Genomic DNA, 25,982 nt, shown 5'->3' with positions numbered 1-25,982 from the left:
CGAGCTGGGGGCCGCGCTGACCCCCGGCGGGGCCCCGGGCATCCGTGGACGGGAATGCAGATCAGTGCTGGATGGGGCTCTGGGAACAAGCTCCGGTACGTCACCGTCCAGCCGAACCTCGTCGCCGAGGTACGCGCTGACACAGCGGTAGACCGCGGCCGGCAACGGCACCCAGTGCGCTGCCTGCGTATTCGGGATGACCTCACTCCTGGCGACATCGCGGCGGCGGGTGACCGATGCGTCGGCGCCTGATGTTCATGAGACATCAGGAAATCTGGAGAACGACGGGCACCGGGCACTGCTGTTCACCCCGAACGACCCGGGCGGCCGGCTGTCCTTCGAGGCGCTGCAGCGCCGGGCTGCCGCCCGCGGCCGCAGCCGGCCCGCCCTGGCCGCCCGGTGGTCGGCTGGCGCCGACAGCCGTCAGAGCGACCAACTGACGGTCGCCGTCCCCCAGCTCGTACTGGGCGAAAGCGGCATCGACGACCGCGGCTATGCCTTGCAAGGGTGCCTCCGATCGCCCTTCGAGCCGAGACACCAGCTCAGCAGGCGACAGGCCCCGCACCAGGGTGAAGCAGTACGCCTCGGCGATGTCTGGAAAGTCGTTCTCGAACCACGCGTAGTCGGCTCCGGTCTTCGTCATGCCGCTCATCCTTGCCCCTGGGACTGACAGCGGAGAAGGTGCGACCGCCAGCGGGTTGGGAAGCGATCTCCGCCCGTTTTTGGACCATCCGAATTCCGTGCTTTCAGGCCTAAAGCACCTGCAAGGGTTTTCGGGCGGCCGAATACCAGGCCGGGGTACGCGGTCCCCGGCAGGGTCGGGGAGGGTGGGTGGGAGCATCGCGCGCTCTGACCACCGGGAACCCTTGCGCCGGCGGCAACCGGCGGTGTGTAGCAATTGTCGGTGGGCGATAGTTTCCAATTCGGATGCATGAGGCCCCTCCATGTGCGATCGTCGCGCACTGTGAACAGCGATGATCTTGTCCTTCGGCGTGCGAACGACTCCGACGCGATCGAGATAGCCGATCTGTGGCTGCGTTCCTTCACCGCCGCGCTGCCGACCGTGCGCCGCGCGCATGACGACGACGCGGTGCGAAACTGGTTCTCCCTCGTGGTCGTGCGGCAGCACGAGACCTGGGTGGCCGTCGCCGAGGGGGCCGTGGTCGGGCTGCTGGTGCTTGACGGCGGGGATCTGGATCAGCTCTACCTCGACCCGTCCTGGCGCGGCCGGGGGCTGGGCGACCGGCTGATGGACCTGGCCAAGCGGCAGCGGCCGAACGGGCTGGCGTTGTGGACGTTCCAGGTCAACGGGGCAGCGCAACGGTTCTACGAGCGGCACGGCTTCATCGCGGTTGAGCGAACTGACGGGCTGCGCAATGAGGAACATGAGCCGGACGTCCATTACATCTGGCTGCCTCAGGAGTAACGCCGGGTGAGGAAGACAGTCAGGCCGCCTCGACGCGTTCACGCAGCCGCGCGACTGACCCAGGTGGTATTGGTAACCGCGACGTTCAGGACTACGGCGGTCGACACCCTCCGCGGGCACTCCCGAAACTCCGGCCACCTGGACGCTGACGAAGCCGCCCGGGCCCACGGCGACCGCCCAACGGGGCCCGCCACCTCGGCGCGATCCGGCTGGAACGTCGCCGCCTGGCCAACACCGATGGGGTCACGGCCAACTACCAGGACATGGCCCACATCCTGACCCGGCTGATCTGAGCCTTATCCGGGCACCGCGGCAGCGGTGCACCTTCCCGCCATGCCAGCGATCAGCCTGATGAGCCGGTCCTTCGTCGAGCGCACAGCCGATCGTGGGCAGGAGATGGCGTCTCCTCCGCCGAAGGCGTGGAGCGGCTGCTAGCCAGTAGGGTGCGCGGGGTGAACACTTCCTCCACGCTCCCGCGTACCTTCCGGCTCCTGGTGACGGGCGGAGGGACCGGCGGTCACACCTACCCCGCCCTGACGGCGGTCCGTACTCTGCAGGGACGTCTCGCGGCCGCAGGCGGAACGCTGGATGTCCTGTGGATCGGGACCGCTGACGGCCTTGAGGCGCGCGTCGCTCCGGCAGAGGGAATCGCGTTCAAGACGGTGGCGACAGGAAAGATCCGTCGCTCGTCGAACCCGCTCAAGATGCTGTCCGCCGCGAACGTGAAGGACATGGCCCGGGTGCCGCTCGGTGTGGCGCAGGCGCGGGCGATCGTGTCCGAGTTCCAGCCGCATGTCGTCCTGGCGACGGGCGGGTACGTCGCGGTTCCGGCCGGGCTGGCCGCGCGGCTGTGCCGGCGTCCGCTGGTCCTGCATGAGCAGACGGTCCGGCTGGGCCTGGCCAACCGGAAGCTGGCGAGCTCGGCCACGCGGATCGCGGTGTCCTCCGACTCGTCGCTGGCGCTGCTGCCCGCCGAGGTGCGGGACCGGGCGGTCGTCACGGGGAACCCCGTGCGGCCGGAGGTGCTGAGCGGTCACCCGGACAGGGCGGTCGAGGCGCTGGCCCTGTACGGATTCGACCGACGGCTGCCGACGGTCTACGTCACCGGCGGCGCGCAGGGGGCGCAGCAGATCAACAGCGTCGTCCGGGAGGTGCTGCCCTGGCTGCTGAGCCACGCGAACGTGATCCACCAGTGCGGCCCGGCGAACGTGGACGAACTCCGCAACGCCGCTGCCGCTCTGGACCCTGTTCTCGCCGGGCGGTACCACCTGACGGGTTTCGTGGGGCCGGAGCTGCCGGACGTGCTCGCGCTGGCCGATGTGGTGCTGTCGCGGAGCGGGGCCGGGACGCTGGCGGAGCTGACCGCTCTGGGCAAGCCGGCCGTGTTCGTGCCGCTCGCCACGTCGGCGGGGAACGAGCAGGCTCACAACGCCCAGCACCTGGCCGATGCGGGAGCGGCGGTCGCCCTGCTCGGCGAGGTCACGGCACAGAGCCTCGGGGACGCTCTCGGCCCGCTCCTTACCGACCCCGCTCGGCGGACGGCGATGGCGGAGCGGGCCCGTGCGTACGGAAGGCCGGACGCCGCGGACCGGCTCGTCGACGTGATCCTGTCCGCGGCGAACAGCTGACCGCCCCGAAAGGGGCTATCCCAGGAGCAGCCACAACGCCGTCGCCGCCCTGAGCGCGATCGCCGATCAGCTCGCTGGCAAGACTCTGATCGACTACGCCGTCCCCTTCGTCTACCAGCACCAGAGCGAGCACCCGTGGTCCACGCCGTGGGGCGTCATGCCGAGGCTGGAGCCCTGCGACACCGACAGCCTCGGCGAGCAGATCCAGCGCGCTCTGCCCGCTACGAAGGTCGTCAAGAGCTTCGTCACCCAGGAGCAGGTCACCCTCGTCAGCCCGGCCTCCATGGGTGGTGGCGACCACACCACGTTCGTCGCCGGCGACCACGTCGATGCCAAGGGGCAGACCACCGCGCTGCTGAACCTACGGCTGGAACGACACCCTCGACCTCGGCCCCCTGGTGTGCGCCCGCGGCATGGAGATGTACGCCCGCGGCATGGAGATGTACGCCCACATGCACTCCGCCGTCGGTTTCGGCCTCGGCCAGCAGTTCGGCGGCCACTTCGGTATCAAGGTCGTGCGCTGACCAGGCATCCTGCCCGAACCACCTGTTCCAGCGGCGCCGGCGCACGACCCGGCGTCGCCCCCCGCCGCCGGGTCGGCGCTCACCTTCCGATCCGCCTGCCCTTCACCGGCCGGACCACCGGAGGAAACCCCCTGACCCGGCCCAGCCCGGACTCCCTGGACGGCACGATCACGTGCCGGGCGACGGGGCCCTCGACACGAGCCGGCCGGTGTCCTGGGCGGTCGCGGAGCGTTTGACGGGGGCGGGGCGGGCGGCGACGGCGAACATGGTGCGGCGCCCGCACCGGATCCCTTCCACCACGGGTGCGCCGGACGGCCGGTCGCAGAGGGCGTGGTCGATGGAGCTGCTTGACCAAGGTCACTCACGCCTCCGCGAACGCCGCTCGTTGGCAGGACACCTTCCGCGAGAACCGGTCCGGGCCCAGCAGACTGGACCCCTACAAGCCCTACCTGGAGCGACGCTCCACCGACGGATGCACCAGCGTCCCCCAGCTGTACGGCGAGCTGATTTCCGCGCACGCCCCGGTCGCCTACGGCATGGTTCCGCCCCCACAGCGCCACCTTGCACGCGGCTCCGGCCGAGGCGCCGCCCCGGACGCCGACGGTGTGGCAGGTGACCGGCTGGCTCACCCGTCACCCCACCACCTTGACCGAGGAAGAGCGAGCCGGCCCGAAGGGGGTCCTGGCCCGCTGCCCGGCACTGCACAAGGCGGCAGAACACGTCCGCGACTTCGGCGAGATACTCGCCGACCGCCTCGGCTCCACACTCCACACCTGGATCGGCGCAGTGGAAGCCAGCCGGCTACCCGGCCTCACAGGCTTCGCGCTCCACTTGCTTCGAGACCTCGACGCCGTGACGGCCGGGCTCACTCTCGACTGGAGCTCCGGCAGCATCGAGGGCGCCGTCAACCGCATCAAGAAGATCAAGCGGCAGTTCCACGGGCGAGCCGGATTCGAACTGCTCCGCAAGATGGTTCTGCTCCAGTAGCACTTCGAGGCGCCCCCAAGACCTGCGCGAGAACCGAGAAGTAGGACATGGGCTGCTACAGGGGCCCATGGGGGTGCCCAGCCGTGGCAGGATGGCCTCATGTTGATCCGAAAGGGCGATGCCGCGTAGGCGTCCCAAGGCCGTCCGTGCAGAGCGGTGGCGGCCACGATGGCAGGATCCGGTCCTGAAGGTCCGTGGTGTCTCCGCACGCACCCGTGCAGCAATCCGCCGGGTCGAAGACCAGCAGATGTGGCCCAACGCAGTCGCTCATGCGCTGGCTCGTTTCGAGTGGGCTTTCAAGCAGCCCGGACGGTACCTGGACGCCTCCGAGGCCTATTCGCCGGGGATAGAGGTGGAAGACGCCCGTGATGACCTGGAGCGGGCGATGCTGCACCTTCCTCCCGGAGCCAAACGGGACTTGGGCCGACTGATCACCCGCATCGATGAGGAATTCGAACGCCGTACCCTGCCCGAGCCCAACAACCTTGAGTGGGCAATGTCGGGCTGGTGGTGGACCAGAATGCGTGAACGCTGACGAGCCTCGGGCTCAGCAACCAGCCGACTGCCTGCAACTCGTCTACCAACGTTCTCCCTTCTCACCTACGCAGCCATGCACGGCTGCACCACGAGCGACGAGACCCTACCGCCGTGGGGGTCTCAAATTTCCTGTTCGGAATCTCACGGCTGGTGTCGGATGCAAGTCGGGTCCGATGTCGCGCTGAGATGCGAAGGTCGCGTCTGTGCCTCGTTCGCGTTGGAACACGGACGCCTCGAAGGCCAAGCGGCCGCGCCGGGAACAGCCGGTCCGGTCGGCAGGTTGTATGGACCGAGGGACCGGCGCCGCATTGACGGGGAACATGGAGACCACCAGGTCGTCTGCCCCACCAGGGTCCGGGCTCCCGGATCGCGGTACGCCCGCCGTGCACTCGGACCAAGACGTATTTCTGCAGGAGGACTGAATGACTGACCGGCCTTTGACGCTCATGGCAGTGCACGCCCACCCCGACGACGAAGCCACCGGGACCGGAGGGGTCCTCGCGCGGTACGCGGCGGAAGGCATCCGCACGGTTCTCGTGACGTGTACCGACGGCCGTTGTGGTGACGGACCGGGGGGTGTCAAGCCGGGCGATCCCGGGCACGATCCCGCGACCGTCGCCTTGATGCGCCGTCAAGAACTCGAGGCGAGCTGTGATGTCTTGAAGGTCAGCGATCTGGAGATGCTGGACTATGCCGACTCCGGGATGATGGGCTGGCCGAGCAACGACGCCCCCGGATCCTTCTGGCAGACCCCCGTGGAGGAAGGCGCCGCCCGCCTCGCGGAACTCATGCGGCACTACCGACCCGATGTGGTCGTCACCTACGACGAGAACGGCTTCTACGGCCACCCCGACCACATCCAGGCCCACCGCATCACGATGGCGGCGCTCGAGATGACCGCGCTGACACCGAAGGTGTACTGGACGACGATGCCCCGCTCGGGGATGCAGCGGTTCGGGGAGATCATGCGCGAGTTCCATGAGGACATGCCGGAGCCGGATCCTGCCGAGGCCGCCGCGATGGCCGAGATCGGCCTCCCCGATGATGAGATCACCACGTGGGTGGACACCACCGCGTTCAGCGGTCAGAAGTTCGATGCGCTGGCCGCGCACGCCAGTCAGGGCGAGAACATCTTCTTCCTCAGGATGGGCAAGGAGAGGTTCGGCGAGTTGATGGGCATGGAGACCTTCGTACGTGTCAAGGACGCCACCGGCGCAGCCGTACCCGAGAACGATCTCTTCGCCGGACTGCGCTGATCCGCCTGTCCGACCGGCTGGGGAAGGCTTGTCGGCCGCACGGGGGCTGTTCACGAGCGTCCCTGACAGGCCCCCCCGAGAGGGACGAAGATCGCTTCCCGTCTGACAGGAGATCCTTTCCCGGCAGTGCACCGAAAGCTGTGGCCGGCTTGGTCGAGGTCGTCCACCCAGCGAACGGCGAGCGCCCCGACCTGGTGTCCGTCACCCGTTGGGGCGCTCTGTGTTGGCCTGACCCGCTCAGCGGGGCGGCGGGGGCGCCTTCCGTCTTGGTTCTGCGATCGTTGGACGACCGGCCGAACTGTTCTCACCAAATCGGGCCTGCGCCCCGCTGAACACTGAAGGGGAGGCGTGCGTGGGTGACTGGATCCCCCGCGAGGAGTGGGTGAAGACGCAGCCCCAGGCGCTCGTGGCGTCGTGCGTCATGCTGCTGGACGACCAGGACCGAATGCTCCTACTCCGGTACGGCCCCGGCCAGGAGGGCGCCAGCGGGACGTGGTGGCTGCCGGGCGGCATGGTCGACGAGGGCGAGAACCCGTGGCCGGCGGCCCGCCGGGAGATGGGCGAGGAGACCGGCATCACGTTGGGCTCGGAACCTTGCCTCATCGGAATCGACCACAGGGCCGACGTCCTCGGCACCGGTCCTGTCGTGGACTACTTCTTCGCCGCGCGGCTCGCCGCCGGCCAGCAGATCCGGCTCAGCCCCGAGCACGACCGGCACGCCTTCCACCACCCCGACAACCTTCCGGATCTTCTCGCGGCGCACTCTCAGACGCTCACCGCGCTTCATGCCGCAGCCCTGGCCGGCCGCGCCGTTTACCTGCAGGAGGGGATGCCGACATGAGCCGCATCCGCACAGCCGCGACCGGCCTGGTGGTCCGTGACGGCCACGTCCTGCTCATCAAAGGGAACTGGCCTCAGCTGGATACCCTGGCTGCCGCCCGGCGGTGGACAGATGCTGGGCGAGCCTCTGCACCGTGCAGTCGAGCGGGAGGTGCTGGAGGAGACCGGGCAATCGTTCGCGCCGGACAGTCGCTGTTCCTGCGCGAGCACATCCCCGCCAACCACGGCCAGCAGCGCTCCGGCGAAGGCCGGGGCCACGGGCGGCAGGTGCGGGCCAACGCGTATCCCCGTGCGTCCTGAGGGTTCGGGCTTGCGACCAATTCGCCGTCAGGGGGACGGCAACACCCGTTGAGGTTGCAGACCGGCGCTCGGGTGTCACAGTGCCGGGCCGTACCTCAGCTCGGTGTTGGGTCAGTCGGCGGCGTAGCGCAGCAGGGCTTCTCGCTCGGCTTCGTCGACGGCGAGGCTCCAGCGGAGCTTGGCGGCGGCCCACTCGTCCAGGTGTCGGCAGTGGACCGTGGGGATGGGCATCCAGGTTGCCCCTGATGGGGCGGGCTGCCGACGCGGTTTCAAGGTTTCGGCTTGGGCAGCGGGCCTGGCAGGAGCAGTCCTGCGGGTGGGGCTGTCAGGAGGCCGTCGTCGAAGGATGGAGGCCTCGACCAGGCTGCCACGTCTCGCATGTCGACGACACCGCCATCGAACTGTGCCGTTTGGAATGTCACGCCGGCACCGGAGAACTTGGCGCCTTTGAAGTTCACCTCGCCACTGGAGAACATGGCGCCTTTGAAGTTCACCTCGCCGCTGGAGAACGTGGCGCTGGAGAAGCTCACCACGCCGCCGGAGAACGTGACGCTGCGGAAGTTCACCTCGCCGCCGGAGAACACGGCGCCGTAGAAGCCCACCGCGCTGCCGGAGAACTTGGCGCCGTAGAAGCTCACCGCGCCGCCGCAGAACGTGGCGCCGGTGAAACGCACCTTGCCGCCGGAGAAGCTGGCGTTGGAGAAGTCGCCGCCATCGAAAACGGCGCCGGTGAAGTCGAGGTCGTAGCCGCTCCAGGCCGTCTCGGGTGGGGTGGCGGGTAGGAGGTGGTCACGGATAGTCCGGATGACAGTGAGGCGGACTTCGCGGTTGGCTTGTCCGTTTGGGTCTTCGTCGGCTGGTGTGTCGTCTTCGGGGCCTTGTGGGTAGGGCATGCGTAGGTAGGCACAGAGAACATCGATGCAGGTTTGTCGGCGTTCGGTCCAATCGTCGGCGAGCCCGGCCATGGCGTGGACGCCGGCGAGGCGGCAGGCCGCCTCGCCGTGGCCGAGGAGTTCGGCCGCGGTGCTGAAGCGTTCGTTGAGCAGGCGAGTCCGTTCGTGTTCCAGGGTTCTTTCAGTGTTCTGGCGGAGGGCCCTCGAGGAGCGCCAAGCACCGGCGAACGCTCCTGCGCTAAGGGCTGTCCCGTAATCCCCGGTGGGTCAGCGCACGGCGTCGGATGCGGTGCATCGCAAGGCGGAGGGGCGCCCCCATACTGGGCGTATTCGGGCGTTCCGACAACGCGGCGAGGTGCCGTAGCCGGCGTCGTGCGCCCGCCGGGGATTACGGGACAGCCCTTAGCGAGCAAGGCACCGGCGAGACCCACAAGGAGAGTCACCCAGACGGGCGTCCCAGAGCTGGGGCTCTGATTCGATGCCGGGGCAACAGAGGGGATCGGGCTGGGGACGGTGCTGAGGTGGTCGAGGAAGCTGGTCAGCATCGTCATGGCGACACGGTAGGGGGGCGCCCCTGCACCGGCCGGATGGCGTGCCAGGCCGAAGCTCTGATGACACTCGGATTGGGGACTGCCTTCCCCCGGACAGGCCGGTGGCCACGCTCACTCTCCGAAAGACATCGTGCCAGTGCGCTATCTTCCCGAGCGCCCCGAGCAGGTCCTGCACGCCGGGGCGCGGCCTGGGCTGGACTTCGGCTCTTGCATGAAGGGCGCAACGTTCCTGGCCTTCATCTACCTGGGAATCACGACCGTGAGCTACGGGTTTTAGCGGTACCTCGAGCACGAAGGGCCGTGCCGAAGACGCAACAGGGCTCGGGGCGAGGGCCAGAAGAGGGTGCATCGGGGTTGGTACGAGTGGCCGGGGCCCGGAGCGGCACTGGCCGTACCGTCGGCGGGTGGCTGGCTGGCCCTCCCCACGCCGGGAGGCTACCGACCTCAAGGAGAAGGCCCATAGTCAGCGGCCTGTACGGCGGTGCTCGTCGAACCGAAGCAGCACCCGTACCAGACGCCACACTCCGGCCATCGCTCCGAGCAGCGCGCCCCCCACCAACAGGCCTCTCTCCGCTGAACCAGAGATGTCAAGGGCCAGGACGAGAGTAAAAGCGACGGCGAAGATCACCGCAGCCAGAACGGCGGCAGTCACCAGGGCGAAAACGATCTCCACCGTCATTGCGTCCTTTTCCCACCGCGACTCGCGCCCCATGTCCATGCTGAAAGTCTTACATCACGGTCAAGGCCTCGCGCCGGGGCCTGACAGCCGTGACGCTCGCCAAGTATGGGCTGGGAGCCGCCGGTCGTCAGGTTTCGGCGCATCACGACGATGCGGGTGCTCAGGCCGGCCGCCCCGGAGTTGTCCCGCCCGGCCCTTGCGCAGCACTTGGGCGGCGGCATCGTATTTTGTCGTCGTTCGCGCGTCGAGCGTTGCCCCGTCTCGGTCCACGACCGACTTGTGGTGTAGGGCGACTCGGGGAGCCGGCACAGCTTGGCCATGTCGGGGTTGACACATCCAGGATCAGGGTCCCGCCTGGCAGGGCGACCCGCCTGTCAGAGCGGATGTCTCGGCCCTCCCGGTTCCAGCCACTCGACTGGCAGTCGCTCGTCCTCGGCCCGCTGACGGGCGCGCAAGCAACAAGGGCATGATGTCAAGCCCTGTGACATCGACGCCCGTCCGCGCGAGCGGCAGGGTGATGCGCCCGGTTCCGCAGGCCACCTCCAGGACCGGACCGCCCCCTCGGACCGCTTGGCGAGGCAGAACGGGATGTCGTGGGTGCGCGGTGAACTCCTGATCGTAGAAGTCCGCATCGTCGTATACGGCCAGGTCCTTCAGTGGTTTCATCGTCCCACCGCCGGCGTCGGGCCGAAAGCGTCAGCAAGGCTGGTCAGGATCGAGCCGGACCAACTGCTCTCCCCGAACACGCTGACCGGTATGGCGAGTACGCCGCACTCGTGCTGGAGCGTTTCCGCTGGGATTTCAACCGGGAAGAAGTAGTTGCCGGGACAAGTCCGGCTCGCCGTGGGAAGCGCCCCGAGCACTTCGTCCGGCAACCGTTCGAACAACCACTCAGCCCGTGCGGCCAGTTCGTCGACGACCTGCCGGGGCACGTCGCTGTGCTCGGTGAGCAGACGGTCGGCGAGCCGCAGCTGTGCCGACGTCGGCGGATCCGCGCGGAACGCTTCGGCCAATTCGGTTTGCGCCGGACCCAGCAGGACCACGCCGAACGTGCGTGGCCACAGCCAGCCCTTGGTGACCGAATGCAGCAGGACCGCACGACCGGTGTCCAGCAAGCGCCGTGTGCCGGCGGCGAACGGGGCTCCCAGGTCGTAGACGCTGTCGATCAGCAGCCGGCGGCGTGGTGATTCCCGCAACCACGAAATCACCGCGGCGCACTCGGCATCGGTCAGGTATCGGCCGAGCGGCTTGCTGGGGTTGGCGAGCAGCAGGTATTCGGGCCGGTCGTCCGCCGGCGACCTCGGCAGGGCCGGTGCCGGCAGCGTGGGGTAGGACGCGGGCGCCAGGCCCGCAGCGCGGGCCAGCTCGAAGTAGACCGGGTACACGTCGCTTGGCAGCCACAACCGTGCTTGCACGGCGCGCAGCCAGTGGAACACCACGCTGAGCCCGTGACGGACCCCTCGACAGACCATGGCTTGGCCGGACCACTCTTCCGGCAGCTCGAAGCGCCGCAGCCAGGCACGGGCGAGATCGCACCGGTGCACCGTGCTCATGCCGGTCGGCGGTTCCGGTCGCATCGGAGCAAGCGCCCGGTACACGTTGGTCTCGGCGGCGTCCAGAAGCGACGAGGAAGCGCTGAGTTGCCGTTGCCGGAATTCCTGGAACTCGTCGAACCTCATGCCTCTGCACCTTCCGGCACGATCTCGCTGGCCCGGTCTTCCAGGGAGGCGTAGCAGCGTCCGTCGGCCATGACGTTCCAGCTGCGTGCGATCCCGCTGGTGCGTTCCCAGAGCAGGCTGGGCTCGGTGTAAGCGGCGATCCGCATCGGTCGGCCGTCCCAGCTGCCGTGGTAGACCGGCGCGCCCCAGGGCAGGCGGCTCGCCAGTTCGAAGCCGTGCTGCTCGGCGAACCGGGTGACGATGGACAGCGAAACCTGGTGCTCTCGGCTCCAGACGTTGGCGGCGCGGTCGAAGTAGAGCGACTCGGTGCTGGTGGAGACGTAGAGCTCTTTGAAGCAGACTTCCTCGACACCGAGAGCCGCGGCCCACGAAAGGTAGTCGGCGACGTCGGCCGCGTCGGCCACGCCGCCCTGCTGGAGTACGCAGATCAGCCTCATCCGCAGCCCCGGCCAGCGGTCACGTTCCACGCGCCAGGTGTCGATCACAGAGCTCACCGGCGTGCGCAGCATCATCAGCCGCTCGCTGACGGCGTCGTCCTGATGGTGCCGGGAGACCGCCAGCACGCTCAGGCCTGCGGCGCCAAGGGCTGCGAGTCGGCCGGCCCGGTCAGCGTCCTCGCCCTTCGCCAGGGTGTGCGCGTTGGTGATCAGGACGACCTTGGGGAAGGCCGCCGAACAGGCGGACACCAGTCGCAGCTGCTGTTCGAACGGTATGAGCGTGGGCTCCCCGCCGCCGGTGATCACCGCACGCTCGGCACCCGCCACACGGGCGCGCTCCAGCCAGTGGGCGACCGCGTCCCACGGGACCCGCGCCGGCGCTTGGTCGCTGGAGATCGAAGCCGAGGAGAAGCAGAACGAACACCGGGCTTGGCAGGCGGAGGCCACCGGCAGAAGCGAAACCGACCGCGGTCGCGTGTCGGCGTAGCGACGCAGTGCCGATCCGTGCAGTTGCAGGGAAGCCGCCATCGCGTCCTCGACGGTTGTCGGGCGCAGAGTGAACTCGTCGGCTCCTTGGTCGAGCTCGTGGACCGCTGACAACCGGATGCGAGCCTCGTGCAGTTCCATGCCGAGGCCGGTCGACACGTTGGGCATCAACTTGTCGGGGTCCACCATGGTTTCCAGCACCAGCAGCCGGTCGCCCGGAATGGCCAGACGGTCCAGCAAGCCTCGCGCCTTGCCGATGCCGATTCCCAACTCCGCACGGGTCAGCAGGTGGAACCGGTCGGGATAGGTACTCTCCGGAATCCCCGCCTTGCCGTAGGCGAACGCGTACTTGTCGAAGCCCTTCGCGAAGTTCGAGAGCACGATGACGTGGAAGCGCTGGTCGGTCTGGTTCATCCCGTCATCATGCATGTACGGGCCCCACACGACATGGGCCGACTGCAGGCGGAACCCGGTGTCCCGATCCGATCCGTCGTCAACGCCTCGCCCCGTCGCGGTCTACGACACGGCCACCGGTGACCTGGAGACCGCCCCCGACCTTCGCAGAACCGTCCTGCCAGCCCTGACCGACGACGGCCAAGTCCTCATCTGGCCAGGCCGCATGGCCGCCATCGGCCCGGACGAAGACGCGGGGCGGAGCGCTCGGGCGTCGACGGCTGGCGGCGAGACACTCCGCCCGGTGGCTCGGCTTGAATGATCTAAAGACAATCCGGCGACCTCTGGGCTACGCTGAATCCGCACTCGATCAGGCTTCGGAGGCCACGTTCCACCCCGCGTTCGCCCTCACTTGCGACGCGGGCTGCTGGTTTGTTCCGCGTCGCAGTGTCCGATCGACTTTCGGGGAGAAGTCACCATGCCGAACTCATTCTCTCGTTTTCTGAATGACGAGGAACTGAAGAAGGTGCGCGAGCTCTACCTGAAGTCACTTCAGGAGGCCGAGCACGGCGAGGCCGACGAACAGCAGGAGAGGCAGGCCGGTTCCGGCGCCGCCGAGACCACGACCGAGGTCTGATCCGGTGAGCCTTTCCGCCGGCCGCACCCTCGCCGACTACGACACCGAGACGCTCGCCGCCCGTTACGCGCAGGACGGCGTTGCGACGGTAGGTCCCTTGCTGACCCCCGAGGAAGTGGCGGACGTCCGCTTCCACGTGTCCCGGTACAACCGCTACGTGATTCCCAACCTCCCGCAGGCGGTCCGCGACAAGACCGTGCGGTACGAGGACGACGGTGTCTCACTGCGCAGTTGCTATTTCATGGACCAGGTCGACGAGTATTTCAACGAACTCGGGAATCGCCCGTTCTTCAAGCAACTGGTCGCCGCGATCGTCGGCTACGAACCCGAGCTGTACGTCGTGGAGACCTTCAACAAGTACGCGCGGGTCGGCTCCAGCGTCGCGCCCCACCAGGACTGCGTGTTCCTGCCGGTGGAGCCGATGGACGTGGTGCACCTGTGGGTCGCCCTCACCGACGCCACGGAGGAGAACGGGGCGGTGAAGTACTGGACCGGGTCGCACCTGGGCGGTCTGCTGCCCCACGTCCCTGCCCCCTTCGGACTCAAGGTGCGCGACGACATGGTCGACCACGACGCCGAGAACACCGTGCGCGCGGTGCTGCCGGCCGGATCGGCGGCCATACACAGCGGACTGGTGGTGCACGACAGCCCGCCGAACCGCACCGACCAACCGCGCCTGGGCATGCTGCTGGGATACCGCGGCGCCCACACCCGTCACCTCCTGGACCAGGACTGGGGCAGCTGACCCTGCCGCAGGACCGCTCACCGCTGACCCTCGACTCGGCGCCGGAGGCTCGAATTCATGACCGCCCTTGACGCTTGGACGCCCGATGCCCTGCGCCGGCTGGAGCCGGAGGACCTGCCCGGTGTGGCGGCGCGGGTGCGCGAACTGCTCGTCCGCAGCGTCTCCGCCAGCGGCGGCCACCTGGGGTCGAACCTCGGCGTCGTCGAGTTGACGATCGCGCTGCACCGGGTCTTCCACAGCCCCGACGACGTCATCCTGTGGGACACCGGTCACCAGGCGTACGTGCACAAGATGGTGACCGGCCGGGCCGGGGCCTTCGGGTCGCTGCGCGCGCTGAACGGGCTGTCCGGCTACCCCAGCCGGGCCGAGAGCCCGCACGACTGGGTGGAGAACTCGCACGCCGGGACCTCCCTCTCCTACGCCGCCGGGCTCGCCACCGCGTTCGCGGCGCGTCCGGCCGACCGCCACCGAAGGGTGGTGACCGTGACCGGCGACGGCTCGCTCACCACGGGTATGGCGTTGGAGGCGCTCAACGACATCGGCGACCGCGGGCTCGACGTCACGATCGTGCTGAACGACAACACCCGCAGCTACGCGCCCACCACCGGCGCGCTGGCCCGGCACATGCGGGAGTTCCACGCGGGCGGCGCGCCCGGTGTCTTAGAGGCGCTGGGGATTCGCTACCTCGGGCCCGTCGACGGACACGACTTCAGCGCCCTGGAGAAGGTCCTGGCCGACGCCGGCGCCGAGCGCGGTCCTCTGCTGGTGCACGTCAGGACCCAGAAGGGCCGCGGCTACCCACCCGCCGTCGACGACCGTACCGAGCACATGCACGGCGTGGGACCGTTCGACGCCGGCACCGGATGCCAGTACGCGCCGGCGCCGGGCCGGGTACCGGCCGGTTCGGTCCTGGGCCCCTGTCTCGTGGAGCTCGCCGCCGAGGACCCGGACCTGGTGGTGATCACACCCGCCATGGGAGGCCCGTCGGGACTCGACGTCTTCCAGGAGCGCTATCCCGACCGTTTCCACGACGTCGGGATCGCCGAACAGCACGCCGCGGGGCTCGCAGCCGGACTGGCCATGGCGGGCCGGCACCCGGTGCTGTCCATCCACTCCTCCTTCCTCAACCGGGCCCAGGACCAGCTGCTGTTCGACATCGGGCTGCACCGGCTGCCGGTCGTGGTGGTCATCGACCGGGCCGGGATCACCGGCGGCGACGGCGCCTCCCACCACGGGCTCGGGGACCTCGCCCTGCTGCGCCAGATCCCCGGCATGGCGATCGCCACCCCGTCGACCGCCGCCGAGATGCGCGGTCTGCTGAGGGCCGCGGTCCGGCACCCGGGACCGGTGGCCATCCGGTACGGGAAGGCGATCGACGACCCCGGGCTGCCGGAGGACGGCGACGGGGCCGCTGGAGAAGACGGCCGCATGGCCGCCTGGCAGGTCGAACCGGCCCCCGGCGGTGTCCTGGTCATCGGTGCCGGTGACCTGCTGTCCTGCGCCACCGAGGTGGCCGCCCGGTTGCGCGCCGCCGGTGTGCCGGCCGGGTCGGCCAACGCCCGCTGGATCGAACCGCTCGACGAGCGGCTGCCCGACCTGGCCCGGGAGCACCGGATGGTCTGTGTGATCGAGGACCACTGGAGCCGCGGCGGCCTTGGCACCGCGGTGCGCGAGCGCCTCACCGACGAGGACGTCGACACCCCGGTACGGCTGTTCGCGGTGGCCCACGACTACCTGCCGCACGGCTCCATACCGGACCTGAGGGCCGCATGCGGGCTCACTCCCGACCGGATCACCGCCGATCTGATGGCCCGCTGGACGGCGCTTGCGGCGGGCGGCCCCCGCCGCCGGGGGTGACATCCGCCAGGCAACCGGGACAGCCACCGCAACAGCCGGCGGCACCCCTACCGGCTCTGTCTCCTCCTGACCGTCCTCCGACGGGAGACCTACCGATGACGTCCTTCTCGCCTCCGTCGCTCCTCATGACGCTGGCCGACCGGCTGCGCGCCCACGCCCGGAACAGTCCCGACAAGATCGCCTTCCGCTTCCTCGGTGACGGTGAGAACGTCACGGACTCCCTGACGTACGCCCAACTCGACGCGGCGGCACGGGCGTCCGCCGCGCGGCTCGGCGCCGTCGGCGAACCGGGCAGCAGGGCCGTGCTCGCCCACACGCCGGGGCTCGCCTTCGTCGTCGACCTGCTCGGCTGCTGGTACGCGGGTCTCGTCGCGGTGCCCGTCTACCCGCCGGTCGGCCGGCGCGAGATCGACACCGCCCGGGACATCGTCGCCGCGACCCAGCCGGTGACCGTCCTCACCGACCTGCCCTGGGCCATGGAGGAGATCACCGCCAAAACGCCCGACGCGCTGGTCCTGGGCCCACTGGACCGCTCGGAGCAGGCGCCGGCCGACTGGAGCGCGCCCGGCGTCGACGCCGAGGCGCCCGCGCTGCTCCAGTTCACCTCGGGTTCCACCGGCACTCCGCGCGGGGTCGTCGTCAGCCACCGTCAACTGGCCGCGAACCAGGAGCGGATGCGGGAGACCTACGGGCAGGACGAGCACGGCGTCGTCGTCAGCTGGCTGCCGCTGTACCACGACATGGGCCTCATCGGCTCAGTGCTGCACCCGCTCCATCTGGGGGCAACCTGCGTCCTGCTCTCGCCGCTGGCCTTCCTGGAGAGCCCGGTCCGCTGGCTGCGGGCCGTGTCCGGCTTCGGCGCGACGATCAGCGCGGCGCCGAACTTCGCTTACGAACTGGCGGTGCGCAAGGTCTCGGAGGACGACCTGCGCGGACTGGACCTGACGGCCTGGCGGACGGCCATCAACGGCGGTGAGCCGGTACGGCCGGACACCGTCGCCTCCTTCACCGCGCACTTCGCCCAGGCGGGCTTCCCCCCCGGCGCGATGACGCCCAGCTACGGGCTGGCGGAGTACACACTGATGGTCTCGGCCGAGAACTCCGCCGACGCCCCCGGCACGGCGCCGGTCCCGGGCGGTGACGGCGAGAGGGCGGTCAGCTGCGGCGCCCCGCCCGACACGCTGCTGATCGTCGGGGCGGACGGCACGGCGGTCCCCGACGGCGAACTGGGCGAGATCTGGATACGCGCCGCCGACCCCAGCATCGGCGCCGGGTACTGGGAGCAGCCCGAGGTAAACGCCGAGCTGTTCGCGGCTCGGACGGCGGACGGCGAAGAACCGTATCTGCGTACGGGGGATCTCGGTTTCCTCGCGGGCGGCCGGCTGCACATCGCCGGGCGCTCGAAGGACGTCATCGTGGTGCGCGGGCGCAACCACTTCCCGCAGGACATCGAGTCCACGGTCGAGCGGGCGTGTCCGGCGATCAGGAAGGGCTGCGTCGCGGCCTTCACCGTCGGTGAGCGGCTGGTCGTGGTGGCCGAGGCCCGGGGCGATGCCGGTCCTGACCTCCTGCCCGCGGTCCATGCCGAAGTTGCCCGCCGGCACGGTCTGCGCTTGGAACACCTCGTTCTGGTCCGCCGGGGCACCATTCCCAAGACGTCCAGCGGCAAGATCCGCCGACGCGCCTGCCGGGACGCCTACCTCTCCGGCGCCCTCCAACTGGAGCCCCCGGTGGACGCGGGCGACGCGGACCGGCCGCAAGCCGCGTCGGACGTCGAGCCGACCACCGAGCCGGGCGACGCACTCCTGACGCTGTTGGGCGAGGTGCTCGGCGTGCCGGACGCCGCCGCCCTCCCGGCCGGCCGGGCGCTGGCGGAGCTGGGGATGGACTCGCTGCGTTCGGTCCAGCTCCAGCACGCCCTCCAGGAGCGCTACGGCCTCACCGTCCTGCTGGAGGAGCTGCTGCACCACGCCACCGTGGGCGATCTGGCGGAGGCGGTACGCGGCGCCGGCGCGCCCAATGCGGGGAAGCGCCCCGCAATCGGGCAGGACACGTCATCCGATCCACAGGGCGCGGTCGTCGGGCAGGACGCCGCACCCGGGCAGAACACCGTGCTCGCAGGTCAGGACACCTCATCCGGCCAGGCCACCGCACCCGGTGCTCAGGGCGACGCCTCCGGTCAGGGCCGCCCCGTGCCGACGGCCTCGGCCGGGCAGCAGGCGCTGTGGTTCCTGGAGCACTCCTCCGTCGGAGATTCCCGCTACGCCGTGACGCGCGCCGCGCGGCTGCGCGGCGGAGTGGACGCCGATGTTCTGGCGCGTGCGGTGCGTGAGGTGATGGGCCGTCACGAGGCACTCCGCGTCCGGTGGACGGTGACCGACGGTCAGGTGACCGCCCGCCCGTCCGGTGCGCCCGTCCCCGAGCTGGTCGTCGTCGACACCCCCGCCGACGGCTTCGATGCGCTGCTGGCCGCGCGCGCCGCCGACCCGCTCGACCCGGAGCACGGCCCGCTGGCCCGGATCACCCTGATCCGGCCGGGCGGGCAGGACCCCGTACTCCTGCTGGCGGTCCATCACATCGCCGCCGACTTGTGGTCGCTCGGCCTGCTGCTCGCCCAGATGGGCGACCGGTACCGTGAACTGGCGGACGGCTCCGCCGACACGTTGGTGCCCGCGCCGGGCATGTCCGAGGTGGTCGCCGCCGAACACCGGCTCCTGGCCGGGCCCGCGGGCGAACGGATGCGGGACGAGTGGATCGACCTGCTGGCCGACAGCGCGGACAACCAGCTTCGCCTGCCCCTCGACCGGCCACGCCCTCCGACGCGCACCTGGTCCGGTTCCCTGCTCCGGCTGCCGTTCGGCACCGGCCTGAGCGAGCAGGTCCGGGGCACCGCCCGGCGGCTCGGCACCACGCCGTTCGTGGTGCTGCTCAGCTGCTACGCGGTCCTGCTGGCGCGGCTGTCCGGAGAACGCCGGTTCGTGGTGGGCGTGCCGACCGCAGTCCGCCCCGACGCCCTCTCCGGCCAGGTGGTGGGCTACTGCGTGAACACCCTGCCGGTGCCGCTGGAGGTACCGGTGGACGGTTCGTTCGCCGGGCTGGTCCGCGACACCGCCGTCCGCTTCCGGCGTGCCCTGGCCGCCCGGCAGTACCCTCTGCCGCTCATCACCGCGGCGGTCCGGCCGGCCCGGGATGCCGCCCGGGGGCCGTTGTTCGCCACCATGTTCGGCTGGACCGCCACACCACCGGGCGCCCCGGACGGCCTGTCCGCGCTCGCCGAGGAGATCCCCGGCCGCGAGTGCCGCGTGGGCGGTCTCGTGCTGGAGGCAGTACCGCTGCCGCACACCACCGCTCTGGCCGACCTCGATGTCAGCGTCGCGGAGTCCGACGGCGAACTGACCCTGGTGCTGCGGTACGCCACCGAGGTGCTGGACGGCGCCACCGCGGAGGAACTGGGCGGGCGGCTGCTGCGGGTGGCCGCGGCAGCGGCGGTGGACGACGAAACCCGGATCGCCGACCTGACCGTCCTGTCGGACGCGGAGCGCGCGCGTCTGGCCGAACTCACCGAGGGCCGCGGCCCCCGGCCCGACCCGTCCCGCACCATGATCGACTACTTCGCGGACAGCTGCGCCGCCCACCCCGAAGCCCCGGCGGTCGTCTCCGGCGCGGGCACGGTCACCTATGCCGAGCTGACCGCCGAGGTCGCCGCAGCCGCGGCTCGGCTCGCCGGAGCCGCCGGCTCCGGCGCCGGGGCCCCGGTCGGCCTGCTGCTGCCCCCCGAGCCGCGGTTCGTCACCGCCCTGCTGGCCGCCTTCACCGCGGGCTACGGCGTCGTGCCCCTGCTGCCCGCCTTCCCGGACGAGCGGCTGCGGTTCGTCGTCTCGGACGCCGGCGCCGCCGCGGTCCTCACGGACCGGGCCCACGCGGCACGCGCGGCGCGGCTGGCCCCCGGCTGCCCGGTGGTCGTGCTCGACGATCCGGCGCCGCCGCCGGCGGTACGCGTCGACGGGCCGCCCAGCGCCGACGCGCTGGCCTATGTGGTGCACACCTCGGGCACCACCGGCACCCCGAAGGGCGTGCCGATCACCCACGCCAACGTGCTGCCGCTGCTGCTGTGGCAGCGCGAACGGTTCGCCCTCGGACCCGGCACCCGGCTCCCGCAGACCCTGTCGCTGAGTTTCGACTTCGGCCTCCAGGAACTGTTCACCACCGTGCTGTTCGGCGCCGCACTCCATTTTCCGGACGAGGCCGAGCGGCTGTCCGCCCCCCGCTACGCCCGGTTCGTCCGGCGGGAACGGCTGACCATCCTCTACCTGACGCCGACCTTCGCCGCCGAACTGGCCGCCGCAGGCGTCGACATGCCCTCCGTACGCACGGTGGTGCTCGGCGGCGAGATGCTGACCTACGAGGCGCTCCGGGCGCTGACCGCACTGGTGGCGCCGGACGCGGTCTTCGTCAACGGCTACGGGCCGACCGAGGCGAGCATCAACTGCTCGATGCGCTTCATCAGCGCCGAGGAGGCGGGCACCGGCAGCGGCATCGTGCCGGTGGGGCTTCCGACCGGCCGCTCGCAGGTCGGTGTCCGCGATCCCTGGGACGACCCGACCGTGCCGGGCGGCTTCGGCGAGGTCGTCATCGGCGGGCCTGGGGTGGCCGCGGGCTACCTCAACCTGCCCGGGACCGCGGGGCGGGGCTTCGCCACCGGGGCGGACAGCGTGCGCCGGTACCGTACCGGCGACCTCGGCAGCCTGCGTCCGAGCGGCGACCTGGTACTCCTCGGGCGGCTGGACGACCAGGTCAAGATCCGCGGCTTCCGGGTCGAGCCTGAAGAGGTACGGGCCGTTCTGCTGCGGCGCCCTGACGTCCTCGACGCCGTCGTGGTGGTCGAGGGGGACGGGAACCGGCGACGTCTGGCCGCGGGGGTGGTGCCGGGACCCGGCTTCAGCGCCCACGCGCTGCGCGCCTGGGCGGCCGAGCACCTGCCCGCGCACGAGGTGCCGACCCGGATCGTCCCGCTCGACGCGCTCCCGCGCACCGCGCACGGCAAACTCGACCGCGCCCGCCTGGACCAGAGCTTGGCGGCGGCCGCGCCCGCGCCGGTACGCGGCGAGGTACCCACCCGGGCCGTGGAGCGCCGGGTCGCGGAGGTCTGGCAGGCGGTGCTGGACGTCCCGCGCGTCGGGTCCCACGACAACTTCTTCGACCTGGGAGGGCACTCGCTGCTGGTGGCGCCGCTGATCTCCCGCCTCGAAGAGGAACTGGGTCTGCCGGGGCTGCCGTTGATGCTGCTCTTCGAGTTCCCCACCGTTGCCGAACTGGCAGCGCATCTGGAGATCCTGCTCCACACCGGAACTCCGGGCGAGACGGACCGCCCGGTGGTCACCGGCCGCGTCCGGCGGCGCGGAGCCCAGCACATCCGGATCACCTTCGGCTGATCCCGCGTCCCCTTGCCCGGTCCGACTCTGGAGCGCACTTGAACGGTCAGAAGCAGAACGACGCGATCCCCGCCGACATCGCGGTGATCGGCATGGGCTGCCGGTTCCCCGGTGCGGACAGCCCGGACCAGTACTGGCAGAACATCCGTGAGGGCGTCGAATCGATCCGGTTCTTCGACGACGACGAGTTGCGGGCCGCGGGGGTGCCGGCCCAGATGCTGGCGAGCCCCCGCTACGTGCCGGCGTCCGCGGCCTTGCAGGAGGCGGAGGACTTCGACGCCGACTACTTCGGATACGTGGCCCGGGAAGCCGAGCTGATGGACCCCCAGCACCGGCTCTTCCTGGAGTGCGCCCTGTGGGCAATGGAGGACGCGGGCTACGACCCGGCCCGCTACCCGGGGCTGGTCGGCGTCTACGCGGGCTCCACCATGAACACCTACCTGCTGGTCAACCTGGTCGGCAACCGCAGGATGCTGGACGCGGTCGGGGACCACGCCACCATGATCGGCAACGACAAGGACTACCTGGCGCTGCGCGTCGCCTACAAGCTGAACCTCCAGGGTCCGGCCGTCGCCGTGCAGACCGCTTGCTCCACCTCCCTCACCGCGATCCACCTCGCCGCGCAGGCGATCCTGGCCGGTGAGTGCGACATGGCCATCGCCGGTGGCGCGTCGCTGCGGATGCCCCACAACGCGGGCTACCTCCAGAACGCCACCGCCTCGGACGACGGCCACTGCCGCAGCTTCGACGCCGACTCCACCGGCAGCGTGGTGGGCAATGGCGCCGGAGCCGTACTGCTCAAGCACCTCGACGACGCGCTGCGCGACGGGGACCACATCCACGCCGTGATCGCCGGCACGTCGATCGGCAACGACGGCCGGGCCAAGGCCAGTTTCACCGCGCCGGGCGTCGACGGCCAGGCCCGCGCCGCCGCCGGCGCCATCGCCTCGGCCGGTCTGACCGCGGACGTCATCGACTACGTCGAGGCGCACGGCACCGGCACGCCGCTGGGCGATCCGATCGAGGTCGCCGGGCTCACCAAGGCGTACCGGCTCACCACCGACCGCGGGAACTACTGCGCCATCGGCTCGGTCAAGCCCAACATCGGCCACCTCGACGCCGCCGCCGGGGTCGCCGGTTTTATTAAGACCGTCATGTGCCTGAAGAACAAGTCGATCCCGCCGGTGCTGCACTTCCGCACGCCCAACCCCGAGATCGACTTCGCCTCCAGCCCGTTCTACGTGCCGACGGAACTGCTGCCGATGGAGGGCGAGCCGGGACGGCCACGCTACGCCTCGGTGCACTCGCTCGGCATGGGCGGCGCCAACGCCCACGCGGTGCTGCGCGAGGCCCCCGACCCCGTACCCAGCGCGCCGGCGCCCGACAGCCAACTGGTTGTGCTCTCCGCGCGCAGCGGGCCGGCGCTCGCCGAACAGATGGAGCAGACCGCCCGCTGGATGCGCGAGCACCCCGGCGCCTTACTGGCCGATGTCGCCTACACCCTCCAGGTCGGCCGGACCGAGCACGAGTACCGGGCCAGCGTGGTGGCCCGGGACCTGGCCGACGCCGCGAGTGCCCTGGGCGCCAAGGGCTCCGCGCGCATCCGCACCTCGGAAACCGTGGACGGGGCCGGTTCCCTCGTCTTCCTCTTCCCCGGCCAGGGCAGCCAGAGCGTCGGCATGGGAGCGGAACTGCACCGTACGGAGCCGGTGTTCCGGGACGCGGTCGACGAGTGCCTCGCCCTGATGCCCGCCGAGGTCGCCGAGCGCCTCCGGCCGCTGCTGCTGACCCGCCGCGACCCCTCGGCCGACGGCCTGACCTCCACCGACCTCGCCCAGCCCGCGCTATTCACCGTCGAGTACGCGCTTGCCCGGCTGCTGCTCTCGTACGGCCTGGAACCCGCGGCCATGCTCGGGCACAGCATCGGCGAGTACGTGGCCGCGACCCTGGCGGGCGTCTTCAGCCTGCCCGACGCGCTGTCGGTGGTGGCGGCGCGCGGCAGGATGGTGGCGGACCTGCCGGGCGGCTCGATGCTCGGCGTGCCGCTGCCCGAGGCCCGGGTCCGCGAGCTGATCGGCGACCAGGAACTGTCGATCGCCGCAGTCAACGGCTCCGCGCTCGTGTCCGTCGCCGGGGATCACCAGGCCGTGGACGCCTTTGAGGCCCAGCTGCGCGCCGACGGCGTGGTGAGCAGGCGGCTGCGGGTCTCCCACGCCTTCCACTCCGCCATGCTCGACCCCGTCCTCGCCGATTTCACCGCCGAAGTGGCCAAGGCGGCGCTCAATCCGCCGACGATCCCGGTCGTCTCCTGTGTCACCGGCCGGCCGCTGACCGATGAGGAGGCCACCGACCCCGGGTACTGGACGCGGCAGTTGCGCGAGACCGTCAGGTTCGCAGGCGGCCTGCGGGAGGTCGCGTCGGCTCCCGGCACCGTCCTGATCGAGGTCGGTCCCGGCCGCCAGCTGTCGGCCCTGGCCGGCAACGAACTGGGCGCGCGGACGGCGCCGGTGGCCGGCATGATGCCCGCCGCCGACCACCGGGGCAGCGAGCGGGCGGCCCTGCTCGACGGGCTCGCCGAGCTGTGGCACCAGGGTGTCCGCATCGACTGGCAGCGTACCCACGAGCACCCCCGCCTGCGTGTTCCGCTGCCCACATACCCCTTCCAGCGCACCCGGTGCTGGATCGACGCCGCGCCGGACAACGCGGCCGTCGCCCTGGAGGCGGCTCCCCAGGGGCCGGAGGAGTGGATACACCAGCCCCGCTGGGTGCAGGTGCCGCGCGAGGCGGGCGGGGCCGAGTCCGGGGGCGCCGCGCCCGGGACCGCGCCGGGCGGTGTCCTGGTGCTGGCCGACCGGTCGGGCGTCGGCGCGGCCCTGGGCGAGCGGCTGACGGCCCTGGGCGGCCGGGTCACGTTGGTGGACGCCGACGCCGACGCCGACGCCGACGCCGACCCCGCGGCCGCGCTGCGGGCGGCGCTGGCCGTACCCGGTTCCCGCCCGGACGTCGTGGTGCACCTGCGTTCGCTGGACGCGGCCCCCGGAGGCGACGTCGACCAGGAGCAGGCGGTCGGCCTGCGGACGCTGCTCGACCTCCTGCCGGCCGGCGGGGCCCAGCCGCCCCGGCTGTTGTACGTCACCCGCCACGTGTTCGACGTGACCGGCGAGGACCCGGTGCGCCCGGGCCTGGCCACCGCGGTCGGTCTGTGCCGGGTCGTGCCGCAGGAGACCTCCTGGGACTGCCGGGTGGTCGAGCTCGACCCGCGCGATCCGCGCGAGCGCCTGCCGGAGACGGTGGCGGACCTGGTGGCCGAGCTGAACGACCAGGCATCGCAGGCATCGCAGGCGTCCCCGGTGGCCCTTCGCGGCCGCAACCGGTTCGTCCGTGCGCACGTCCGGGTGCACCTCGGCAACCAGGCTCCTTCCTCGCACGGCACCCATCTCCTGGTCGGCGGCCTCGGCATGATCGGCCGCACCCTGGCCGCGGAGATCCTGCGCGACCCCGCCGCCCACGTGGTGCTCTACGACCGCGCCGATCCCGCCGCGCTCGCCCCGTCGGCACGGCGGCAGCTGGAGGAGCTGCGCGCGCTCGGCGGCGACCGGCTGACCGTACGGCGGGGCGACGCCGAGGACGCCGGGGCGCTGGCCGCGGCGGTCCGCGAAGCCGCGGCGCAGCGGGACGGCCGGCTGGCCGGTGTCATCTACACCCCGGGCATGTCCGTCTCCGACGGTATCCGGGCCGTGCTGGACTCCTCGCCCGAGCTGTTCGCGCAGCACATGGCCACCAAGATGACCGGGCTGCACGCGCTCGACGCGGCGCTGGAAGGGGTGGCGTACGACCGCTGCCTGATCGTCGGATCGCTCTCAAGCCTGCTGGGCGGGGTGGGCAGCGCGGCCTACACCGCGGCCAACTGGTACGCCGACACCTATGTGGCGCTGCGCAACCGGACCGCGGCGCGCCGCTGGCTCAACGTCCAGTGGGAGCACTGGCGGGAGGCCGACGCGCCCGGTGTGCGGGACGCCGCCGACTGCGGACCGCACGAGGCGAAGGAGCTGTACCGCCTGCTGGCCGCGGCGGGCGGCGACGGGCCGTTCACGGTGTGCGCGGCCGACCCCGACGTACGCGAGGCGCTGGCCCGGCAGGCCGAGGTCGGCTCCGGCGCCGCCGCGCTGCCGGCCGACCGCGGACCGGCGGGGCCCTCGTCCGCCGGGACGGCCAAGGGCCGGCCGAAGCTGTCCGTGCCCTTCGTCGCACCGCGCGACGAGACGGAGAAGTACGTCGCGGGCATGTGGCGCGACCTGCTCGGCATCGACGAGATCGGGGTCCGCGACAGCTTCTTCGAACTGGGCGGGCAGTCCTTGCTGGCCATGCAGCTCGTCGGCCGGCTGAGGGATGCCCACGGGATCGAACTGCCCCTCGGCGAAATATTCCAGGAGGCCACCGTGGCCACGATCGCCCAGCTGATCCGCGCCGCCGGTGAGACACCGCCGACCGGCGCGCCCGAGCCCGCGGAGACCGCGGAAGGGGCGGAGGCCGTGGACCTGGAGGTCGGCGAGGTCGCCTCCGCAGAACTGGAGGCACTGCTCACCGAGATCGAGGGGCTGTCGAGTTCGGACATCGAGGCGGCGCTGGGTACCGAGGGCGAGGAGACCGCCTGACCCGCCGCCAGGGCGGGTCGGACCGGGCCGTGGGGTGGAA

Annotated in this window: 17 protein-coding genes; 11 read left to right on the top strand and 6 right to left on the bottom strand. The window is 70.9% G+C overall.

Annotated features, from left to right (window positions below):
* Nucleotides 1-265: 265 nt before the first annotated feature.
* Nucleotides 266-643: a DUF6461 domain-containing protein gene (locus tag ACFYOB_RS35840; protein ID WP_388567654.1), complete on the bottom strand. Its 378-nt coding sequence runs from the start codon at nucleotides 641-643 to the stop codon at nucleotides 266-268.
* 288 nt (nucleotides 644-931) lie between these two features.
* Between ACFYOB_RS35840 and ACFYOB_RS35835 the strand changes: the two genes are divergently transcribed.
* The 6 genes from ACFYOB_RS35835 to ACFYOB_RS35810 all read left to right on the top strand — a co-directional run bounded on the left by ACFYOB_RS35835 (nucleotide 932) and on the right by ACFYOB_RS35810 (nucleotide 7,199).
* Entirely contained in the window at nucleotides 932-1,426 is a 495-nt protein-coding gene (locus ACFYOB_RS35835; RefSeq protein WP_388567652.1) for a GNAT family N-acetyltransferase, read from the top strand.
* Between the two features lie 452 nt (nucleotides 1,427-1,878).
* Nucleotides 1,879-3,054 (top strand): glycosyltransferase, encoded by a 1,176-nt coding sequence (locus ACFYOB_RS35830; RefSeq protein WP_388567649.1) that lies wholly within the window; start codon nucleotides 1,879-1,881, stop codon nucleotides 3,052-3,054.
* Nucleotides 3,055-4,139: 1,085 nt separating this feature from the next.
* Complete coding sequence (locus ACFYOB_RS35825; protein WP_388567646.1) at nucleotides 4,140-4,565, top strand: transposase; 426 nt, start codon at nucleotides 4,140-4,142, stop codon at nucleotides 4,563-4,565.
* 247 nt (nucleotides 4,566-4,812) lie between these two features.
* Complete coding sequence (locus ACFYOB_RS35820; protein ID WP_388567643.1) at nucleotides 4,813-5,100, top strand: hypothetical protein; 288 nt, start codon at nucleotides 4,813-4,815, stop codon at nucleotides 5,098-5,100.
* A gap of 424 nt (nucleotides 5,101-5,524) precedes the next feature.
* Nucleotides 5,525-6,358, top strand: coding sequence for a PIG-L family deacetylase (locus ACFYOB_RS35815; protein ID WP_388567640.1), 834 nt, complete (start codon nucleotides 5,525-5,527; stop codon nucleotides 6,356-6,358).
* A gap of 352 nt (nucleotides 6,359-6,710) precedes the next feature.
* The gene (locus ACFYOB_RS35810; RefSeq protein ID WP_388567638.1) at nucleotides 6,711-7,199 is read left to right on the top strand and encodes an NUDIX hydrolase; all 489 of its coding nucleotides are present in this window, start codon (nucleotides 6,711-6,713) and stop codon (nucleotides 7,197-7,199) included.
* A gap of 568 nt (nucleotides 7,200-7,767) precedes the next feature.
* On the opposite strand, the gene ACFYOB_RS35805 is transcribed toward ACFYOB_RS35810, so the two are convergent.
* From ACFYOB_RS35805 to ACFYOB_RS35785, 5 genes are all read right to left on the bottom strand, one after another.
* Nucleotides 7,768-8,463 (bottom strand): pentapeptide repeat-containing protein, encoded by a 696-nt coding sequence (locus ACFYOB_RS35805; protein WP_388567635.1) that lies wholly within the window; start codon nucleotides 8,461-8,463, stop codon nucleotides 7,768-7,770.
* A gap of 942 nt (nucleotides 8,464-9,405) precedes the next feature.
* Nucleotides 9,406-9,660 (bottom strand): DUF6332 family protein, encoded by a 255-nt coding sequence (locus tag ACFYOB_RS35800; protein ID WP_388567632.1) that lies wholly within the window; start codon nucleotides 9,658-9,660, stop codon nucleotides 9,406-9,408.
* Between the two features lie 303 nt (nucleotides 9,661-9,963).
* Nucleotides 9,964-10,287: a class I SAM-dependent methyltransferase gene (locus ACFYOB_RS35795; protein WP_388567629.1), complete on the bottom strand. Its 324-nt coding sequence runs from the start codon at nucleotides 10,285-10,287 to the stop codon at nucleotides 9,964-9,966.
* Nucleotides 10,284-11,300, bottom strand: coding sequence for an aminotransferase class I/II-fold pyridoxal phosphate-dependent enzyme (locus ACFYOB_RS35790; RefSeq protein WP_388567626.1), 1,017 nt, complete (start codon nucleotides 11,298-11,300; stop codon nucleotides 10,284-10,286). Before ACFYOB_RS35790 ends, ACFYOB_RS35795 begins: the two co-directional genes overlap by 4 nt.
* Nucleotides 11,297-12,637: a radical SAM protein gene (locus ACFYOB_RS35785; RefSeq protein WP_388567623.1), complete on the bottom strand. Its 1,341-nt coding sequence runs from the start codon at nucleotides 12,635-12,637 to the stop codon at nucleotides 11,297-11,299. The genes ACFYOB_RS35790 and ACFYOB_RS35785 overlap by 4 nt, the downstream gene beginning before the upstream one ends.
* Nucleotides 12,638-13,094: 457 nt before the next feature.
* On the opposite strand from ACFYOB_RS35785, the gene ACFYOB_RS35780 reads away from it, so the two are divergent.
* The 5 genes from ACFYOB_RS35780 to ACFYOB_RS35760 all read left to right on the top strand — a co-directional run bounded on the left by ACFYOB_RS35780 (nucleotide 13,095) and on the right by ACFYOB_RS35760 (nucleotide 25,942).
* The gene (locus ACFYOB_RS35780; RefSeq protein WP_388567621.1) at nucleotides 13,095-13,253 is read left to right on the top strand and encodes a hypothetical protein; all 159 of its coding nucleotides are present in this window, start codon (nucleotides 13,095-13,097) and stop codon (nucleotides 13,251-13,253) included.
* Nucleotides 13,254-13,257: 4 nt separating this feature from the next.
* Nucleotides 13,258-13,998 (top strand): phytanoyl-CoA dioxygenase family protein, encoded by a 741-nt coding sequence (locus ACFYOB_RS35775; RefSeq protein WP_388567618.1) that lies wholly within the window; start codon nucleotides 13,258-13,260, stop codon nucleotides 13,996-13,998.
* Nucleotides 13,999-14,055: 57 nt separating this feature from the next.
* Nucleotides 14,056-15,855: a 1-deoxy-D-xylulose-5-phosphate synthase gene (locus tag ACFYOB_RS35770; protein ID WP_388567615.1), complete on the top strand. Its 1,800-nt coding sequence runs from the start codon at nucleotides 14,056-14,058 to the stop codon at nucleotides 15,853-15,855.
* A gap of 95 nt (nucleotides 15,856-15,950) precedes the next feature.
* Nucleotides 15,951-21,287, top strand: coding sequence for an amino acid adenylation domain-containing protein (locus ACFYOB_RS35765; RefSeq protein ID WP_388567613.1), 5,337 nt, complete (start codon nucleotides 15,951-15,953; stop codon nucleotides 21,285-21,287).
* Between the two features lie 38 nt (nucleotides 21,288-21,325).
* A complete protein-coding gene (locus ACFYOB_RS35760) occupies nucleotides 21,326-25,942 on the top strand; it encodes a beta-ketoacyl synthase N-terminal-like domain-containing protein (protein ID WP_388567611.1) in 4,617 nt (1,538 codons plus the stop codon).
* Nucleotides 25,943-25,982: the final 40 nt, after the last annotated feature.

This window comes from Streptomyces sp. NPDC006463 (assembly GCF_042870715.1).
Lineage (GTDB): Bacteria > Actinomycetota > Actinomycetes > Streptomycetales > Streptomycetaceae > Streptomyces.
This window is presented reverse-complemented; position numbering and strand designations above follow the sequence as displayed.